Annotated in this window: 14 protein-coding genes; 1 reads left to right on the top strand and 13 read right to left on the bottom strand. The window is 76.3% G+C overall.

Features of this window, described 5'->3' with window-relative positions:
* Positions 1-54: 54 nt before the first annotated feature.
* Positions 55-4,797: a hypothetical protein gene (locus IPO09_07155; protein MBK9517123.1), complete on the top strand. Its 4,743-nt coding sequence runs from the start codon at positions 55-57 to the stop codon at positions 4,795-4,797.
* A gap of 14 nt (positions 4,798-4,811) precedes the next feature.
* On the opposite strand, the gene IPO09_07150 is transcribed toward IPO09_07155, so the two are convergent.
* From IPO09_07150 to IPO09_07090, 13 genes are all read right to left on the bottom strand, one after another.
* Positions 4,812-5,558: a competence/damage-inducible protein A gene (locus IPO09_07150; protein ID MBK9517122.1), complete on the bottom strand. Its 747-nt coding sequence runs from the start codon at positions 5,556-5,558 to the stop codon at positions 4,812-4,814.
* A gap of 14 nt (positions 5,559-5,572) precedes the next feature.
* Positions 5,573-6,211: a dTMP kinase gene (tmk, locus tag IPO09_07145; GenBank protein MBK9517121.1), complete on the bottom strand. Its 639-nt coding sequence runs from the start codon at positions 6,209-6,211 to the stop codon at positions 5,573-5,575.
* Positions 6,208-6,573, bottom strand: a complete 366-nt coding sequence (locus IPO09_07140) for a hypothetical protein (GenBank protein ID MBK9517120.1) — start codon at positions 6,571-6,573, stop codon at positions 6,208-6,210. Before IPO09_07140 ends, tmk begins: the two co-directional genes overlap by 4 nt.
* A 92-nt stretch (positions 6,574-6,665) precedes the next feature.
* Positions 6,666-8,015 carry a threonine synthase gene (gene thrC / locus IPO09_07135; GenBank protein ID MBK9517119.1) on the bottom strand — a complete coding sequence of 450 codons (1,350 nt, stop codon included), beginning with the start codon at positions 8,013-8,015 and terminating at the stop codon, positions 6,666-6,668.
* 180 nt (positions 8,016-8,195) lie between these two features.
* On the bottom strand, positions 8,196-8,735 hold the full coding sequence (locus IPO09_07130) for a hypothetical protein (GenBank protein ID MBK9517118.1): 540 nt from the start codon (positions 8,733-8,735) through the stop codon (positions 8,196-8,198).
* 179 nt (positions 8,736-8,914) lie between these two features.
* Entirely contained in the window at positions 8,915-11,623 is a 2,709-nt protein-coding gene (gene recG / locus IPO09_07125) for an ATP-dependent DNA helicase RecG (GenBank protein ID MBK9517117.1), read from the bottom strand.
* 78 nt (positions 11,624-11,701) lie between these two features.
* Positions 11,702-12,184 (bottom strand): transcription elongation factor GreA, encoded by a 483-nt coding sequence (gene greA, locus IPO09_07120; protein ID MBK9517116.1) that lies wholly within the window; start codon positions 12,182-12,184, stop codon positions 11,702-11,704.
* 111 nt (positions 12,185-12,295) lie between these two features.
* On the bottom strand, positions 12,296-15,541 hold the full coding sequence (gene carB / locus IPO09_07115; protein ID MBK9517115.1) for a carbamoyl-phosphate synthase large subunit: 3,246 nt from the start codon (positions 15,539-15,541) through the stop codon (positions 12,296-12,298).
* A gap of 107 nt (positions 15,542-15,648) precedes the next feature.
* Positions 15,649-16,101, bottom strand: coding sequence for a cyclic nucleotide-binding domain-containing protein (locus IPO09_07110; GenBank protein MBK9517114.1), 453 nt, complete (start codon positions 16,099-16,101; stop codon positions 15,649-15,651).
* Between the two features lie 61 nt (positions 16,102-16,162).
* Positions 16,163-16,648 (bottom strand): pantetheine-phosphate adenylyltransferase, encoded by a 486-nt coding sequence (gene coaD, locus IPO09_07105; GenBank protein MBK9517113.1) that lies wholly within the window; start codon positions 16,646-16,648, stop codon positions 16,163-16,165.
* Positions 16,649-16,668: 20 nt separating this feature from the next.
* On the bottom strand, positions 16,669-17,205 hold the full coding sequence (rsmD, locus tag IPO09_07100; GenBank protein MBK9517112.1) for a 16S rRNA (guanine(966)-N(2))-methyltransferase RsmD: 537 nt from the start codon (positions 17,203-17,205) through the stop codon (positions 16,669-16,671).
* Entirely contained in the window at positions 17,202-18,179 is a 978-nt protein-coding gene (locus IPO09_07095) for a hypothetical protein (GenBank protein ID MBK9517111.1), read from the bottom strand. The genes rsmD and IPO09_07095 overlap by 4 nt, the downstream gene beginning before the upstream one ends.
* Before the next feature lie 64 nt (positions 18,180-18,243).
* Entirely contained in the window at positions 18,244-19,197 is a 954-nt protein-coding gene (locus tag IPO09_07090) for a cation transporter (GenBank protein MBK9517110.1), read from the bottom strand.
* Positions 19,198-19,233 lie beyond the last annotated feature (36 nt).

The raw sequence follows: 19,233 nt of genomic DNA, 5'->3' as shown, positions 1-19,233 counted from the left end.
GAGGCCGTGACGAGCTCGCCTCCCGGCCTCTGAACCCCGCCGGCGCCGACGTCCATGAGCCACCGCGACCGGCCGAACGCGAGCGCCGCCCCGGAGCCCGCCGGGCCCGCGGCCGGGCTGGACGCCCTGGACTGGGCCGCCGAGGCCACCCTCCTGGAGCGCGAGGCGGCCGCCCGCGCCGTCGGCGTCGAGGCCGCGGCCCTCTTCACCGAGGCGGCCGAGGTGCAGGAGCGGCGGCTCGGCGCTCCCTCCGCCGCGCTGGCCCTGCTGCAGCGGGCCATCGCCGCGGAGCCGACCCACCTGCCTGCCTTGCGCGCGGCCCGTCGCCTGGCCGCCGAGCTCGACGACACCCCGCTGCTGGCGCAAGCCCTCGAGCTGGAGGTGCCGCTGGTGGAGGCGCCGGCAGATCGGGCCGACCTGGCGCTGAGCCTGTCCCGCGCCCTGGCCCGCCTGGGCCTCCCCGAGGCGTCGCTGGCGGCGCTGGTCCAGGCCTCCGAGGCCTCGCCGGGCCACTTCGGCGTGGCCGAGGAGTGCGCCCTGCGGGCCGCCGCCGCCGGCGACCGGCCCGGGCTGGCCAACGCCTGGCTGGCCTGCGCCGCCGCCGCCGGTGAGCCGCGGCTGGAGGCAGACTACCTGGTGTCGGCGGCCGGGCTGCTGGAGGACGCCCTGGGCGACCTCGACCGGGCCGGCGCCGCGGCGCTCAGGGCCTTCGAGCTGCACGACCAGGACCCGGTGGTGCGGGCCATGGCCCGGCGACACGCCGACCGGCTGGGCCAGCCCGAGGTGCTGGCGGCCATCCTGCGCGCCGACGCCGAGGCCGCGGCCCCGGCCGCCGGGGGCTCGGCCTGGCTGGAGCTCGCCAGGGTGCTGGGAGAGCGGCTGAACCGGCCGGAGGAGGCCCTGGAGGCGCTGGAGCGCGGCCGCGCCGACGCCCCCACCGAGCCGCTCCTGCTGGCCGAGCTGGCGCGCCTGCGCGAGCTGCGCGGCGAGTGGGTCGAGGCCGTGGACGTGCTGCGCGAGCTGTCCGGCGCCCACCTCGACCGCCACGATCCGGCCCACCTGGGGGAGGCCGTGGCCGCCCTGCTGCGCCGCGCCGAGCTCGAGGAGGAGCGGCTCGGCCGCACCGACGAGGCCATCGCCTGCTGCCGCGGCGTGCTGGCCCTCGTCCCGGGCCACCGATCGGCCCTCTCCACGCTGGGGCGGCTGTGTGCCCGCGTCGGGGACTGGGATGGCCTGCTGGAGGCCTTCGTGGGCGAGGCGCAGATCGCCCGCGATCCGCGCGAGCGGGCCCAGAAGACCTTCAAGGCCGCCGAGGTGCTCGAGGAGCGGCTGGGCGCCCCCGACCAGGCCATCGAGCTGTACCGGGAGGCGCTGGCCATCGACCCCGAGCTGCTGGCGCCGCGCGCGGCGCTGCAGCGCCTCCACGAGCAGCAGGGGCACTGGCCCGACCTGCTGGCCCTGCTGGACGCCGACCTGGCCGAGCTCTCCGCCTCCCCGGCGCAGGCCGCCCGGCGGCGCCGCCTCTCGCTGCTGCAGCGGCGCGCCGAGCTCCTGGAGGAGCACCTCGACGACCCCGAGCAGGCCCGCGCCTCCTGGGAGGAGGTGAAGGCGCTTGCGCCCGGCCACCTCCCCGCCCTGCGGGCGCTGGGGCGGCTGCACGCCCGCGCCGGCCAGTGGGAGGCGCTCATCGGCCTCTTCCGCGCCGAGGCGGACGCCGCCGGCGACGCCGAGGCCGCCGCCGAGCAGGTGCTGCGCATCGCCGACCTGCTCGATCGGCGCCTGGGCAGCGCCGACGAGGCCACGGCCGCCTACCGCGAGGTGCTCACCCTCTCCCCCACCCACCTGCCGGCCATGGCCGCGCTGTCCCGCCTCTACCGGGCCCGCGGCGACCACGAGAGCCTGGTGGAGCTGCTGCGGGCCGAGGCGGCGGCCCGCGCCGCCCCGGACGACCGGGCGGCGGTGCTCACCGAGGTGGGCCGTCTCTGGGAGGGCCCCCTCGGGCAGCCCTCCAGCGCGCTGGAGAGCTACCAGGAGGCGCTGCGGGCCTCCCCGGCCTACGCCCCGGCCTGCCGCGCGCTCGACCGGCTCTACGCGGCGCTGGGCTGCTGGACGGACCTGGCCGTACTGCGACGCGAGGAGGCCGACGGCGCGGTGGACCAGGCTCCGGCGCTGCTCGGACTGGCCCGCCTGGCGCTCGATCGCGACGCCGACCCGGGCGCCGCCCGGCGGCTGGTCGGCGAGGCCACGGCGGCCGCCCCCGGCCACCCCGGCCCGCTGATCCTCGACCTTCGCCTGGAGGCGGCCGTGCCGGCCCGGCGCGGCGCCTTGCGCCTGGCCCTGGCCGACGCGGCGCCGCCGCGGGCCGCGGCCGCGCTGCTGCTGGCGGCCTCGGACGACCTGCCGCGCCGGGCGCTCGAGCCCGGGTTCCTTCCGCACGCCGCGGCGCTCGACCCCGACAGCGCCATCCTGGCGCCCGAGGTGGACCGGGCCGCGAGCCTCGGTCCGCCGGGCGACGCCGCGCGGCACGCCGAGGCCCGCGCCGCCGGGGCCACCTCGGGCCTCGAGCGGGCCCACTGGCTCACCCGCGCCGCCGAGGGCTGGCGCGAGGACGGCGCCACCGACCAGGCCGCCGAGGCGCTGGACGGCGCCCTGGCGGCTGCCCCAGGCTGGCTGCCGGCCCTGCGCGCCTCCCGCCGCCTGGCCCTGGGGCGCTGCGACCTGCCGCGGGCGCGCGAGCTGCTCCGCGCCGAGGCCAGCGCCCTGCGCCACGGCCCGGCGGCCGCCATCGCCTTCGTGGAAGCCGGCCGGCTCTCCGAGCGGCTGGGGGATCCGGCCGACGCCGCGCTCGACTACCGACTGGCCGCCGAGCTGGATCCAGGCACGCCCGGCCCGCTCACCCGGCTGGAGGGGCTGCAGGCCGGCGGCGGCGAGGCGCTGCTGGCGGCCCGCCAGGCGCGGGCCCGCGCCGAGCAGGAGCCTGCCCGCGCCGCCGACGCCTGGCTGGCCGTGGCGCGCGCCGCCCTGGTCGGCTCCGGCGGCAGGCCGCTGGCCCGCGGCGCGCTCGACCGGGCGCTGGAGGCCCGGCCTGGGATGGCCGAGGCCCTGGCGCTGCGGGCCCGCCTGCGCTCGGAGGACGGCGAGCACGAGGCCGCGCTGGTCGACTACCGGGCGGCCGCGGACGCCGAGGGCACTCCGGCCGCCCGGGTGCCGTACCACCTGGCGGCCGCCGCACTGGCCCAGGACCACCTCCAGGCCGGGGGCCCGGCCCGCCACCACCTGGAGGCGGTGCTGCAGGACGACCCGGAGCATCGCGAGGCGCTGGCCAGGCTGGCGACGCTGCACGAGGCCGAGGGCCGGCCCCAGGTGGCGGCCGACGCCCTGCGGCGCCTGCTCACCCTGACCGGGCTGCCGCCCGACCAGTCCGCCTCCCACCACCTCGGCCTGGCTCGCCTGGAGGCGCAGGCCGGCGACCAGACCACCGCGCTGGCCCACGCGGCCCGGGCCCTGGAGCTGGTGCCGGGCCACGCCGAGGCGCTGCGGCTCATGGTGGAGCTGGAGCGCCGCCGCGACGATCCGCGGGCGCTGGCGGTGGCGCTCGAGGCCGCGGCGGCTGTGGCCACCGATCCGGCCTTCCGCGCCGAGCTGCGGGTGGAGGCGGCCCGCCTGCTGGGAGGCCCCCTGCAGCAGCGCACCCGCGCGGTCGAGCAGCTGCGCGCGGCGCTGGCCGAGGCCCCCGGGCGGGCCGACGCCCGGGCGCTGCTGGCCGCGGCCTACGAGGAGAGCGCCCCGGCGCTGGCGGTGGAGGAGCACCGACGCCTGCTGGAGCTCGATCCGCTCGCCGAGGAGAGCTGGGGGGCGCTCTTCCGGCTCTTCGAGCGGCTCCGGGCCCACGACCGCGCCTACGTGGCCGCCAGCGTGCTGCGGTGGCTGGGAGCGCCGGCCCCCGGCCCCGCCGCCGAGCGGCTGCTGCGCGAGGGCGACCAGCAGGTGCTGGGCTCCCCGCCTGCGCTGGCGGAGGACGAGGTGGCCACGCTGCGCGCGCCCGGCGACCGCGGCCCGCTCTCCGAGCTGGTGGCCGCCGCGGGCGACGCCCTGGCCGAGGCCCTGCGCGGCCCGCCGGTGGCGGGCGCCGAGGTGGCGCGCGACGATCACCCGGCGCGCCGCCTGCTGTCCGAGCTGTGCCGCGCGGTCTGCGCCGGCGACGAGTGGGACCTCGACCCGGGGGCCTCGGGGCGCCTGCTGGTGGACCCCGGCGAGCGGCCGGTGGTGCGCTGCGGGGTGGACCTGCTGCGGCGCGCCACGCTGCGGGAGCAGCGCTTCCTGCTGGGGCGGATGGCCATCCGCCTCAAGCTGCGCAGCGGCCTGGCCGAGGTGGTGGACGAGGGCACCCTGGGCGACCTGGTGGCCGCGGCCGTCCGCCAGGTGGTGACGGCCTGGTCGGCCACCGGGCTGCCCTCCGAGGCGCTGGTCCGTCAGGTGGGGCGGTCCCTGCCCCGCCGCGCCCGCAAGCTCATGGAGCCGGCGGCGCGCGCCCTGGCCGCCGGCCCGGACCCCGACCTGGCCGCCTGGCGCGGGGCCGCGACGCAGACCGCCGACCGGGCCGGGCTGGTGCTGTGCGGCGACGTGCCCACCGCCCTCGACCTGGTGCTGCGCGAGGGGCCCGACGGCACCCCGGCCGTGCTGGCGCCGCCGCGCCAGGCCCTGCGGGAGAACCCCCGGGCCCTGGCCCTCCTGGCCTTCGCGGCCAGCGAGGACCACTTCACCCTGCGCCAGCGGCTGCGGGTGGCCATCGCCTGAGCCCGCGGCGCGGCTCAGGGCCCCTCGACCCGCAGCACCGCCCCGGCCGGCAGCGCGCCCAGCAGCGCCCGCAGCGCCGCCTCGACCGCCGGCAGGTCGCGCGACTCCACCGTCAGGCGCACCAGGTGGTCACCGTCGTCGAACTGCGGATAGCTCCCGAGCTCCACCCCGGGGTGGGCCAGGGCCACCTCGGCCAGCGACCCGGCGATGCGCTCCTCGCGCACCACCAGGTAGACCTGCGCCAGCCGGAAGGGCGCGCCGGCCAGCAGCGTGGCCACCCGGTCGAACTGGTAGCGGAAGAAGCGCGGCACCCCGGGCAGCAGCACCACGTTGCCGCACACCAGCGTCGGGTAGCCCTGATCGCCCACCAGCTCGGTGCCCACCGGCACGTCGGCCATGCGCAGCGCCGCCTCGGGGGCCGCCTCGCCGCCGTGGTGGCGGCGGTGCAGGGCGTCGATGGCCAGGGCCAGCTGGGCGTGGCGCGCCAGGGGCCGCCCCAGCGCCCGCGCCACCGCCGCCACGGTCAGGTCGTCATGGGTGGGGCCGACGCCGCCCGAGGTGAAGAGCCAGCCGGCGCGCCGCCGCTCCCGGTCCACCGCCTCGACGATGTCGTCCACCCGGTCGGCCACGGTGGCGATGGCCCGCAGCTCCACGCCCAGCTCGCGCAGCCGCCGGGCCAGCCAGGGACCGTTCTCGTCGGCCACCTTGGCGGAGAGCACCTCGCTGCCGACGACGACCAGCGCGGCGGTGGGGGCTCGCATCCGGGTCCTCGTCCCTAGCGACGGCGCAGGCGCGCCACCAGCCCGCCGACCGCCTCGGCCACCGCCTCGACCGGGGCCTCGCCGTCGAGCACCTCGACCCGCTGCCCGGCGCGCACCAGCCGGGCCAGCGCCCGCTCGTAGGCGCGCGCCACGCGGCGCTGGAAGGCCGCCACCTCGTAGAGCTCCGGGGCGGTGGCGGCGGCGCGGCGCCGGCCCAGCGCCAGGCCCGGCCGCACCCTGAGGAAGATGGTCAGGTCCGGGGCCCGGGCCCGGGCGTTGATGGCCTCGACCCAGCCGAGGTCGCCGGTGGTGAGCCCCTGGTAGGCCAGCGACGAGAGGGTGTAGCGATCCGAGATCACGTCGCTGCCCTCGGCCAGCCGCGGCGACACCTCGGCCGCCAGGTGGTCGAGCCGATCGGCGGCGAAGAGCAGCGCCACGGCGTGGGCGTCGAAGTCCCCACCGGCGCCGCCGCTGACGCGCCGCTGCAGCACCTGGCGCAGCAGCGCCCCCACCGGCCCGCCCGAGGGCTCGGCGGTGACGTGCGCGGCGCGCCCGCCCGCCCGCAGCCGCTCGCCCAGCAGCCGGGCCTGGGTGGTGGTGCCCGCACCGTCCAGCCCCTCGATGACGACGAAGCGCCCGCGCCGCCGGCTCACGTGTCGAGCCCCAGCCGGGAGCGCAGCGCGCGCAGCCGCTCGAAGCCGGCGGCCTCGTCGGCGCGCAGGGCAGCGGCGCGCCGGAAGGCACGCACCGCGGAGGAGAGCAGCGCCAGGGTCAGGAGGGCTCCCAGCAGGAACCACAGCGGGTACTGCCCCTCCGGCGCGGGCCTGTTGGCCGGCAGCCAGCCCCAGCGGTCCCAGGCCAGCTTGCAGGTCATGCCGAACGCCAGCACGGTGAAGAAGGCCAGGACGCCGCCGGTCTGCACCTGGTCCACCGAGGTGCGGGTGGCCAGGCGCCCGGCCAGCGCGTCGTGCTCGGCGCGCAGGGCGTCCTGCCCGGCCGTGGTGGCGGCCAGCACCCCCGTGGAGGGGGCGGCCACCAGCGCCGGGGCCGGGCCGGCGGGCGCGCCGGGATCCTGCTGGCGGATGCGCTCGGTGGCCACCGCCGCCCCTAGCCGCGCCCGAAGCGGGCGGTGATGGCGTCCTGCACGGCGCCCAGCGTGGCGGGCAGCTGCACGCCAGGGTTTCGCAGCGGCGAGACCAGGCCCGGCAGCGTGCCCTCGTGGTAGCCGACCTTGAAGTCGGAGAACTTGAGGCCGTGGGCGGTGGAGATGACCACCACCCGCTCGCCGCGCTTGACCACGCCGCGACCCGCCAGCTTCTCCAGGGCCGCCAGCGCCACGCCGGTGTGCGGGCAGGTGAAGAGCCCGGCCCGGTCGGCCCGGGCGCAGGCGTCCGCCAGCTCCTGCTCGGAGGCCTGCTCCACCAGGCCGTCCATGGCCGCCAGCGCCCGCAGCGCCCGGCTGGCCGACACCGGCGCCCCGATCTGGATGGCGGAGGCCAGGGTCCTGGTGGCCGAGATGGGCTTCACCGTCACCCCCGGGGCGGCCCTCAGGCCGGCCGCGGTGGTGGCCCGGAAGAGCGGGTTGGCGTGCTCCGCCTGCGCCACCACCAGCCGCGGCACCCGGTCCACCACCCCCAGCGCCTTCATGAGCTCGAAGCCCTTGGCCACCGCGCTGGCGTTCCCCAGGTTGCCGCCCGGGATGACGATCCAGTCCGGCGCGCTCCAGCCGAGCTGCTGCACGATCTCGATGGAGGCGGTCTTCTGCCCCTCGATGCGCAGCGAGTTCATCGAGTTGGCGAGGTAGATGTCCTTGGTCTCGGAGAGCTGCTGCACCACCGCCATGCAGCCGTCGAAGTCGGTGTCCAGCTCCAGCACCAGGGCCCCGTTGGAGATGGGCTGGACCAGCTGGGCGGTGGAGATCTTGCCGCGCGGCAGCAGCACCACGCTGGGGATGCCGGCGGCCGCGCAGTAGGCCGAGAGCGCCGCCGAGGTGTCGCCGGTGGAGGCGCAGGCCACCGCCCGCACCGGCACGCCGCGCGCCTGCATCTCCCTGACCGCCGAGACCAGCACCGTCATCCCCAGGTCCTTGAAGGACCCGGTGTGGGTGACGCCACACTCCTTGACCCAGACGTCGTCGAGCCCCAGCTCGCGGGCGTAGCGGTCCACCTTGAGGAGCGGGCTGCCCCCCTCGTACATGGAGACCACGTTGGGGAGCGCCAGCTGCGGGTAGACCCACTCCTTCTTGCCCCACACGCCCGAGCCGAGGGGCCACGGGCCGACCTTGAAGCGGGTGTCGAAGAGCGCCTTCCAGTCGTCGGCCGAGCGGGCCCGCAGGGCCTCGAGGTCGTGCTCGACCTCCAGCAGGCCACCGCACCTCGGGCAGCGGTAGATGACCTCGGTGAGCTCGGCGCGCACGTCGCAGCCCTCGCCGCAGCGGTAGGTCGCGCGGAAGCTCATGAGGCGCGCCCCGCGGGCGGGGAGGCAGGGGCGGCGAGGCGGCGGCCCTGGGCGAGCCGGTGCTGGCGTGGGGTGGTCATGGGGCGGCGCCACTTTGCGATCCCCGGCCCACATTTTCAAGCGCCGCGCCGCCCGCGCCTCGGCCCGGCAGCGTCCGCTGGAGCGGCCGGCCCGCCGCGCTCAGGGCGTGGCGTTGCGGGCGCCGCAGGCCGGGCAGGTGGAGCGGGTCACCGGGGTGCCGCAGCTGCAGAGCCGCGGCGCCGCGACGACCGCGCCCGGCCGCGGCGGCGTCACCGGCAGGCGCATGCCGCAGCGGGCGCAGAGCCGGTCGGAGGGGTGGGCCTCGGTCCGGCAGTAGCGGCACACCAGGGTCAGCGGCAGGACGGTCGGGCCGTCCTCCGGCAGGCCGGCCTGCACGCGCTCCAGGTCGGGCGTCGGGTCGGAGACGGCCTCCACCGGCGCGGCTCGGGTGGGCTCGAGGTCCGCCACCAGCTCGGCCGGGGGCGCCGCGGAGGGCGCGAAGCGGGTCGCCTCCAGGTCCGGCACCGGCTCCAGCGGCGCCCCCCCCGCCAGCCCGCCGGCGTCGAGGGAGGTCAGCTCCAGCCCCTCCAGCGCCGGCACCGGCGCGTCGGTCCCGCGCCCCTCCTCGAGCCGCCGCCCGCAGACCTCGCACTCGGATCCGGCGGCCTGCTGGTGCTCGCAGAGGGGGCAGGTGATCATCCGGCGAGTCTATCAGTTGCCCCCTCACCCCGGGCCCTCTCCCCGGAGGGGAGAGGGGGCGGACGAGGGCTGCTCCGGTCCAGGCGGAAGTGCGTGCAGGGCGCGTCCGCTCGAGCCCCCTCTCCCCCAGCTGGCTGGGGGAGAGGGATGGGGTGAGGGGGCTCCCGGGGCGGAGGGCCCTACCCGACCTGCGCCAGCGACAGCCGGGAGGCCCAGCGCCCGCGCAGCGCCTCGGCCGCGGCGGCGTGCTCGGGGCTGGCCAGCGACGGATCGGCCTCCACCAGGGCGAAGGCCTCCTCGCGCGCCTCCTCCAGGATGGCCTCGTCGCGGTAGAGGTCGGCCACCTCCAGCAGCGCCTGGCCCGACTGCCGGGTGCCGAGCATCTCCCCGGGCCCGCGCAGCTTCAGGTCCACCCGGGCCAGCTCGAAGCCGTCCTGCGTGGCCACCAGCGCCTCCAGGCGCTCCCGCGCCTCCGGGCCGGCCTGGCGGAGCCTGGCCAGCAGCAGGCAGCGGCTCCTGGCCGCGCCGCGGCCCACCCGGCCGCGCAGCTGGTGCAGCTGCGACAGGCCGAAGCGCTCGGCGTGCTCCACGATCATGACGCTGGCGTTGGGCACGTCCACGCCCACCTCGATGACCGTGGTGGCCACCAGCACCTGCACCTCGCCGCGCCGGAAGGCCTCCATGACCGACTGCTTCTCCTCGGGCTTCATCTTGCCGTGCAGCAGGCCCACCGCGTGCGGCGCGAACACGCCGCGCAGCGCCTCGGCGCCGCTGGTGGCGTCGGCCAGGTCGGACTTCTCCGACTCGGCCACCAGCGGGTAGACCACGTAGACCTGCCGGCCCAGCCCCAGCTCCTGGCGCGCCAGCTCGTGGACCTTCTTGCGCTGCGAGTCGCCGAAGAGCCTGGTCTCCACCGGGGTGCGCCCGGGCGGCAGCTCGGTGATCTTGGACTGGTCGAGGTCGCCGTAGAAGGCCAGCGCCAGGGTGCGCGGGATGGGCGTGGCGGTCATGACCAGCACGTCGGGGAGCCGTCCCTTGCCGATGAGCGCGGCCCGCTGCAGCACGCCGAAGCGGTGCTGCTCGTCGACCACCACCAGGCCCAGCCGGTCGAAGCCCACCTCGGCCTCCAGCAGCGCGTGGGTCCCCACCACCAGCCGCGCCGCGCCGCTGCGCACCAGCTGCCGGGCCGCCTGCTGCCCCTTGCCGCGCGCCGCGTTGCCCACCAGCGCCACCTCCAGGGTGGTGCCGGCCAGCCAGCGCGACAGGGTGCGGGCGTGCTGCTCGGCCAGGATCTCGGTGGGCGCCATCAACACCGCCTGGTAGCCGGACTGGACCGCCAGCAGCATGGCGGCGAAGGCCACCGCGGTCTTGCCGCTGCCCACGTCGCCCTGCAGCAGGCGGTTCATGGGCTCGGGGCTCGCCATGTCCCGGGCGATCTCGCCCAGCACCTTCTGCTGCGAGCCGGTCAGCGCGAAGGGCAGGCGCGCCAGCGCCCGGTCGAGCGCCTCGGGCCCGGCCTCGAAGCTGATGCCGGCCTTGGACTTGACGCCGCGGCGCTGCAGGGCCACCGCCAGCTGCAGGAAGAAGAGCTCCTCGAAGACCAGCCGGCGGAAGGCGGGGGTGGCGCGGGCCGCGGCGGCGGCCAGGTCGGTGCCCGGCGGGGGGAAGTGGGCCTGGCGCAGCGCCTGGGCGCGGGCCAGCAGGCCGCGCCGCGCCCGGACCGGCGCGGGCAGGTCGTCCACCGCCAGCGGCGCCAGCTCGTCGCAGAGCCGCTTCATGAGCTTGCGCAGCGCCGGGTGCTGCCAGTCGGCCGGGCCCGGGTAGATCGGCACGATGCGGCCGAAGTTGGCCGAGTCGCCCGGCTGGTGGACCTCGACCTCGGGCTGCGTCATCTGCCGCCGCCCGCCGAAGCCCTCGGTCACCTTCCCGGAGACCAGCAGGGTGGCCCCCGGCGGCAGCTGCTTCTCCTTCCAGGGCGGGGCGTTGAAGAAGACCAGGCCCAGGCCGCCGGTCTCGTCGGCCACCGCCACCTCGAGCAGGACGCGCCCGTTGCGGGTGCGGCGCGAGCGGGCCGACTTCACGGAGGCGAGCACGATGGCCTCGTCGCCCACCTGGAGGTCGCGGATGCGCCGGAGGGTGGTCCGGTCCTGCCAGGCGCGCGGCCAGAACTCCAGCGCCTGCTCCACCGTGGCGCGCCCGCGCTCCTCCAGCAGGCCGCGCGGCGAGGCGTGGGCGCGCGGCACGGCGGCCAGGGGGCAGGCCAGGGCGGCGCGCCGGGCGGCCCGCTCCTCCGGCGTGCGCGGCTCGGGCGGCGGGGGGCGTGGGGTGGCGGCCTCGGGGAGGTCCTCGTCGGGCGCTGGCGGCGAGCCTCCCCTCACCCCGGCCCTCTCCCCGGAGGGGAGAGGGGGAGCGGAACCGGAGGTCGTGGAGGAGGTGCCCCTCACCCCGGCCCTCTCCCCGGAGGGGAGAGGGGGAGCGGGGACTGTGGGCCGGGCCCGAGGGGTTGCTCCCTCTCCCCCACGAAGTGGGGGAGAGGGTCGGGGTGAGGGGGCGCCGCTCGAGCCAGCCGCCGCCCCCGGCTTGGCCGGCTTCCCGCCCAGCAGCTCGGCCCGCGCCGCCCTGGCCACCACGGCGATCTCCTCCGGCACCTGCACCAGCGACGCCAGGTGCACGGCCAGCCGGCCCACCGCCAGGCGCCGCGCGGCCGGGGCGCGGCCGTCGAAGGCCTCTCCCTCCGCCGCCAGGGCCCGCAGGGCCGGGGTGTCGGCGGCCCCCAGCGCCCGGGCCCGGGCCACCGCGCCGCGCACCGTCTCGCCGAAGCCGGCCAGGCGCGCCAGCCCGGCGAAGCCGTCCTTGACGGCGAAGCGGAGCGGCGGCACCAGGGCCATCAGGGCCTGGGCCGCCGCGTCGCCGGCAACGTCTCGTGGTCGGCCGTCCCGCTGGGTCACGCCGGGCAGCCTAGCGGATCACTCCGACTCCGCGATGTCGTCCTCGACGAACTTGATGGCCTGGATCTCGAACTCGCGGCTGCCGCCCGGGCTGCGCACCGTCACGGCGTCGCCCTCGCTGCGCCCGATGAGGGCCCGGGCGATGGGCGAGGTCACCGAGATCTTGCCCTGCTTCAGGTCGGCCTCCAGCTCGCCCACCAGGCGGTAGGTCACCTCGTCGCCGGAGTCGGTGTCGGAGAGGGTCACGGTGGCGCCGAAGATCACCTTGTCGCCGGCGTGCTTGGTCACGTCGATGACCTCGGCCGAGGCGATCCAGTGCTCCACCTGGAGGATGCGCCCCTCCACGTGCGACTGCTTCTCCTTGGCGGCGTGGTACTCGGCGTTCTCGGAGAGGTCGCCGTGGGCGCGCGCCTCGGCGATCTCCTTCACGATCTTGGGGCGCTCCACGGCCTTGAGCCGCTTCAGCTCCTCCTTCAGCCGGACCAGCCCGGACTTCGTCATCGGCACGCGCTCGGACAAGAGCCACCTCCCTCAAAAAAGCCGGCGGCCGTCCCGGGGTCCCGGGGCGGCCGCGCTGTCGCCACAAAGTATTGGAGAACCGCGGGGCTCCTGTCAACGACTGGTGACGGGGGCGTGGTACTCCTGCAGCGAGCGGACGCCGATGGGCCCGGAGCGGGCCGCCTCCATGGCCGCCACGGCGGCGCGGGCGCCGGTCATGGTGGTGAAGTAGGGCAACTGCTTCATCAGGGTCTCGCGCCGGATGGGGAAGCTGTCGGAGACCTCGCGCTTCCCGTCGGTGGTGTTGACCACGAAGTGCACGTCGCCGTCCTTGATCCGGTCCACGATGGAGGGGCGCCCCTCCTTCACCTTGCGCACCGGGGTGCTGGCGATGCCGCGGGCCGCCAGGAAGGCGTGGGTGCCGGCGGTGGCCAGCACCTCGAAGCCCAGCCCGGCCAGGCGGCGGGCCACGTCCACCAGGCCCTCCTTGTCGCCGTTGCGCACCGAGACGAAGGCCCGCTTGCCGGCGCCGCCGGTGGGCAGGGTGTTGCCGGCCGCCGCCTGGGCCTTCCAGAAGGCGCGGGCGAAGTCGAAGTCCACTCCCATGACCTCGCCGGTCGAGCGCATCTCAGGGCCCAGCATGGTGTCCACGCCGCGGAAGCGGGCGAAGGGGAAGACCGCCTCCTTCACCGAGACGTGGCGCGGGTGGGCCGAGGCGGTCACCCCGGCCTCGGCCAGGGTCTTGCCCACCATGCACAGGGCGCCGGCCTTGGCCAGCGGCAGGCCGGTGGCCTTGCCCACGAAGGGCACGGTGCGGCTGGCGCGCGGGTTCACCTCCAGCACGTAGACGTCGCCGCCCTGCACCGCGAACTGCACGTTCATGAGGCCGACCACGCCCAGCTCGCGGGCCATGGCGATGGACTGCCGCTCGATCTCGGCCACCAGCGCCGGGGCCAGGCTGAAGGGGGGCAGCGAGCAGGCCGAGTCGCCGGAGTGGATGCCGGCCTCCTCGATGTGCTCCATCACCCCGCCCACCACCACGTCGCGGCCGTCGGAGACCACGTCGACGTCCACCTCGGCGGCGTCCTTGAGGAAGCGGTCCACCAGCACCGGCCGGTCGTTGGAGGCCTGCACCGCCTCGGTCAGGTAGCGCTTCAGGTCGGCGTCGTCGTAGACCACCTCCATGGCCCGGCCGCCCAGCACGTAGCTGGGGCGCACCATGACCGGATAGCCGATGCGGTGGGCCACCGCGAAGGCCTCCTCGGGGCTGCGCGCCATGCCGTTCTGTGGCTGGCGCAGCCCGAGCTTCTCGATCATGGCGGAGAACCGCTCGCGGTCCTCGGCCCGGTCGATGGCGTCCGGGCTGGTGCCGAAGATGGGCACGCCCAGCTCGTGCAGCGGCACCGCCAGCTTGAGCGGCGTCTGGCCGCCGTACTGCACGATCAGCCCCTTGGGCTTCTCCTTGTGCACGATCTCCAGCACGTCCTCCAGCGTGAGCGGCTCGAAGTAGAGCCGGTCGCTGGTGTCGTAGTCGGTGGAGACGGTCTCCGGGTTGCAGTTGACCATGATGGTCTCGAACCCGGCCTGCGCCAGCGCGAACGAGGCGTGGACGCAGCAGTAGTCGAACTCGATGCCCTGGCCGATGCGGTTGGGCCCGCCGCCCAGGATCATCACCTTGTCCCGCCCGGTCGGCTCGGCCTCGCACTCCTCCTCGTAGGTCGAGTAGAGGTAGGGCGTGTGGGCCTCGAACTCGGCGGCGCAGGTGTCCACCCGCTTGAAGACCGGGCGCACCCCGGCCGCCCAGCGGGCCTGGCGGGCCTCCTGCTCGGTGGCGCCGGCCAGCTGGGCCAGGCGCTTGTCGGAGAAGCCCATGCGCTTCACGGCGTACCACCCCTCGCGCCCCTGCGGCAGCTTCCCGCCCAGGGCCGCCTCGGTGGCCACCAGCTCCTCGATCTCCCGCAGGAACCACGGGTCCACCGCGCTGGCGCCGTGCACCTCGTCCACCGTCATGCCGGCCCGGAAGGCCTCGCCCAGCCAGAAGAGCCGGTGGGCGCGGGGCACCCGGATGGTGGCGTCCACCAGCGCCTTCTCGGCGGGGGTGTAGGCCTCGCCCGGCTTCTTCCCCAGCGTGGACTCCAGGCCGCAGCGGTCGATCTCCAGCCCGCGGATGGCCTTCTGCAGGGACTCCTGGAAGGTCCGGCCCATGGCCATGACCTCGCCCACCGACTTCATGGCGGTGGTCAGGACGTCGTCGGCCCCCTTGAACTTCTCGAAGGCGAAGCGCGGGATCTTGGTGACCACGTAGTCGATGGTGGGCTCGAACGAGGCCGGGGTGACCCGGGTGATGTCGTTCTTGAGCTCGTCGAGCGTGTAGCCCACCGCCAGCTTGGCGGCGATCTTGGCGATGGGGAACCCGGTGGCCTTGGAGGCCAGCGCCGAGGAGCGCGAGACGCGCGGGTTCATCTCGATGACCACCAGCCGGCCGGTGCGCGGGTGGGTGCCGAACTGGATGTTGGAGCCGCCGGTGTCGACGCCGATCTCGCGGATGATGCGGACCGCGGCGTCCCGCATCACCTGGTACTCCTTGTCGGTGAGGGTCTGGGCTGGCGCCACCGTGATGGAGTCACCGGTGTGCACGCCCATGGGGTCGAAGTTCTCGATGGAGCAGATGATGACGACGTTGTCGTTCTTGTCGCGCATCACCTCCAGCTCGTACTCCTTCCACCCGATGATCGACTCCTCGCAGAGGATGGTGTGGGTCGGGGAGAGCACCAGGGCGCGCCGCGCCATGGGCTCGAACTCCTCCCGGTTGTAGGCGACGCCGCCGCCCTCCCCGCCCATGGTGAAGCTGGGGCGGATGATGATGGGGAAGCCGATCTCGTCGGCGGTGGCGGAGGCCTCCTCCCAGGAGGTGGCGTAGCCGGACTTGGGCATCTCCACGCCCACCCGCTTCATGGCCTCCTTGAAGAGCAGCCGGTCCTCGGCCTTCTCGATGGCCTCCAGCGAGGCGCCGATGAGCTCGACGCCGTGGCGCTTCAGGGCCCCGTTCTTGGCCAGCGCCACCGCCAGGTTGAGCGCGGTCTGGCCGCCCAGGGTGGGCAGCAGCACGTCCGGCTTCTCGCGGGCGATGATCTGCTCCGCCACCGCGGGCGTCATCGGCTCGACGTAGGTCCGGTCGGCGAAGCCCGGATCCGTCATGATGGTGGCCGGGTTCGAGTTGAGCAGGACGATCTGGTAGCCCTCTTCCTTGAGGGCCTTGCAGGCCTGCGTCCCGGAGTAGTCGAACTCGCAGGCCTGCCCGATGACGATGGGCCCGGACCCGCAGATCATGATCTTCTTGATGTCTGAGCGGCGCGGCATGGGGCCCGGGCATAGCACGAAACGGGCCGTCGCCGAGGCGCCTCCGTGACCCTCCGGCGGCCGCCCCGCCCTCCCCCATCCAGGCCCCGCCGGAGGCCCGGCAGGCCCTACCCGCCGAGGCGGTGGGCCGCGTCGCGCTCCCGGGCCGCCTTGACGGTCTCCAGCAGCCTCAGGAGCTTGGGGAAGCGGGCCGCCAGCGCCGACACCACCGGCGCCGGCAGGGTCACCACCGAGACCTCGGTGCGGGCCACCAGCGCCCCCACCACCGGGCTGCCCAGCACCCGCCCCTCGCCGAAGACCGCGCCCTTCTCCAGCACCGCCACCTCGGCCGCCGTGCCGGCCCGATCGAGCAGCACCGCGGCGCGCCCCTCACGCACCAGGTAGACCAGCTCGTCGCCGGCGTCGGCGGCGATCAGCTCGCCGGCCTCGTAGTCCTCCACCCGGGCCAGCGCCAGCAGGTCGGCGCGCGCCTCGGCGTCGAGGGAGCGGAAGAGCAGGTTGGCCTCGACGAAGGCGACGGCGGCCAGGTCGCCGAGGACCTCGCGGGGCAGGGAGGGCATGTGCCGGTGACGCTAGCACGGGTGGTGCGCCCCGGGCTGTCCCGGGGGCGCGGCACGGCGGCTACGGCCGGGGCAGCTTGGCGCGCAGGGCGGCGGCCACGTGGGGCGGCACCAGGCCGGTGACGTCGCCGCCGAAGGTGGCCACCTCGCGCACCAGCCGGGACGACACGTAGAAGTAGTCCTCGCCGGTCATCACGAAGACCGACTCGAACTCCGGCAGCAGCTTGCGGTTCATGTTGGCGAGCTGGAACTCGTACTCGAAGTCGGACACCGCCCGCAGGCCGCGCAGCACCGTGTGGATGCCGCGGGTGCGGGCGTACTCGACCATCAGCCCGTCGAAGCTGTCCACCTCGACGCGTGGGTCGTGGCCCACCGCCTCCAGGATGGCGGCCCGCCGCTCGGCCACCGTGAAGAGCGGTGACTTCTGCGGGTTGTTGGCCACCGCCACCACCAGGCGGTCGAAGAGGTTGAGCCCGCGCTGGATGATGGCGACGTGGCCGTTGGTGAGCGGGTCGAAGCTGCCGGGGTAGATGGCGAGGCGGGCCATGGGAGGTCGCGGAGTATCGCTCACTCGCGCCGGTAGATCGAGAGGCCGGTGCCGCCGTAGGCCCGCCGGTCCACCAGGGCCAGGGGGCCGATCCGATCCGGCGGCGGGCTGCGGGCGTCGTGCTCCGCCACCACCCTCCCCCCGGGCGCCAGGAGCGGCCCCACCAGCCCGAGCGCCACCTCGGGCCCGGCCTGGTAGGGCGGGTCCACGAAGGCCAGGCTGAAGCCGGGCGCCAGCCTCGCCGCCAGGTCCTCGACGCGCCCGTGGCGCACCTCCACCCGCCCGGCGAACCCCAGCGCCTCGGCGTTGGCGCGGATGGCCTCCACGGCCCGCCGGTCGGCCTCGACGCACACCGCCGACGCGCAGCCGCGCGACAGCGCCTCCAGGGCCAGCGCGCCCGAGCCGGCGTACAGGTCGAGCACCGCGCCGCCGTCGAAGAACTGGCCGAGCAGGTTGAAGGTGGCGGCCCGCACCTTCTCGCCGGTGGGGCGGGTGCCCTGCCCGGGCGGCACCACCAGGCGCCGCCCGCGGGCGGTACCGGCCACGATGCGGGTCACGCCCCCGGCTCGGCCAGGGTCCGGGCCAGGGCGCGGCCCAGCCGCTGCGCGCTGCCGGCGGCCCCCAGCCGCTCCAGGAAGTCGAGCACCTCCAGGTAGGCGCGGGTCTCCAGGCGGGCCCGGCCGGCCTCGCCGAGGCGCGCCTCGGCCTCGGCCAGCCCCTCGCTCGGCGTCCCCGCCGGGGGCTCGCTCTCCGCGGGCAGGCTCAGCACCGCCGCCTCGGCGGCCGCGCCCCCGTCGTCGCAGCCGGCCACCGGGGAGCCCTTGAGCGAGCCGAGCAGCTCGGAGGTGACCGGGCCGCGCCGCAGCACCGGGGTGCCGGCCAGGGCGGCGCACAGGGCCAGCAGCTCCTTCACCTGGGCCCGGGCCGCCGCCAGGTCCTCCGGCGCCAGGCAGCGCAGGCTGGCCATGTCCGGCGCCGCGTCGCGCCGGGCCAGCGCCGCGAAGAGCGGCCGCGCCGCGGCGGCGCCGCCGGGCTCCACCAGGCAGTCGAGCCCCAGGCCGCGCTCCAGCGCTGGCGCCGCCACCTTCTCCAGCACCTCGGCGCGGGCCTCGGCCGGCACCAGCGTGAGGTCCAGGGTCAGGTGGGTCAGCCCGGCGTCGGCCAGGCGCCAGGCCGCCTTGAACGCGGCCTCCACCTCGCCGTCGCGCCGCCCGGCCACCACCACCTCGCCCACCAGGAAGATGGGCAGGCCGGCGGCCAGCTCGTCGGCGGCGGCGGTGACGGCGGCGAACCAGGCCTCCGGGGCCGGGCCCTGGGGCAGCGCCAGCCCGAGCACGCTGTGCAGCTGCTTGGCGGCCACCAGGGCGGCGCGCGCCACCCCGGCGCTGGGGGCCCGCACCAGCGGCAGGGTCAGGCGGAGGGCCGCGGCGGACGCCAGCAGGTCCTTCGAGGAGAGCGGGCAGGCGGCGCTGCGCGGCGGCAGCCGCTCCACCACGCGCGCCGGGCGGAAGGCGAGGACGGGGGAGAGCACGGACCGACCATACCACGCGCCGGGGCGCGCCGCCCCCCGCCCCGGCCGGCCGCCTGGTTCACCTCTAGTGTGAGTGGGCGCAGATGTCGTTGACGTCCGAGTAGGCCGCCGACTCGATCTGGATGGTGGCGTGGTCGATGTGGAAGCGCCGGCGCAGCGTCTCCTTCACGGCCGTGAGGATCTCGTCGTTGCGCCCCACCGCCACGGCCTCCACCACCACGTGGGCCGAGAGGGCGTAGAGCCCGCTGGAGATGGTCCAGATGTGCAGGTCGTGCACCGCCACCACCCCGGGGGCGGCGGCGGCCATGCCGCGCTCCACCTCGCCCACGTCGATGTGCCCGGGCACGCTCTCCATGAGGATGTCGGTGATCTCGCGGATGAGCCGGAAGGCGCCCCAGGAGATGAGCGCGGCGATGCACAGCGAGAGGACCGGGTCGATCCAGGTCCAGGCCGGGCGCAGCCACATCACCGCGGCCCCCACCAGGATGGCCACCGAGGAGATGGTGTCCGAGAGCACGTGCAGGAAGGCCGAGCGGGCGTTGAGCCCCTGCTCGTGGCGCAGCACCGCCAGGATGGCCAGGTTGGCGCCGAGGCCCAGCCCCGCCACCCCCGCCATCAGCCCCAGCTGCACCGGCTGGGCCGCCCCGCGCAGCCGGTCGATGGCCTCCCAGGCGATGAAGCCGGTCAGGCCGATGAGGGCGCCCACGTTGACCTGGGCGGCCAGCACCTCGGCCCGGCGCCACCCGTAGGTCCGCCGGTCGTCGGGCAGGCGCGTGGCCAGCCAGGCCGCCACCAGGGCCAGGAAGAGCGCCCCCGAGTCGGTGAGCATGTGGCCGGCGTCGGAGATCAGGGCCAGCGAGCCGGAGAGCCAGCCGCCCACCGCCTCCGCCACCATGATGGTGGCGGTCAGCGCCAGCGAGACCGCCAGGCGGCGCACGCTGCCGCCCCCGTGGACGTGCCCCAGGCCGTGGTGGTGACCGGCGTGGTCGCCGTGCTCGTGGGAGTGGTCTTCCGACATGCCGCTTGAACCTCCGGGGCCAAGGAGTCTACGACA

The sequence above is a fragment of the Anaeromyxobacter sp. genome (assembly GCA_016718565.1).
GTDB lineage: Bacteria > Myxococcota > Myxococcia > Myxococcales > Anaeromyxobacteraceae > JADKCZ01.
Note: the sequence above shows the minus strand (reverse complement) of the source record. Positions and strands in the feature narration are given on the sequence as shown.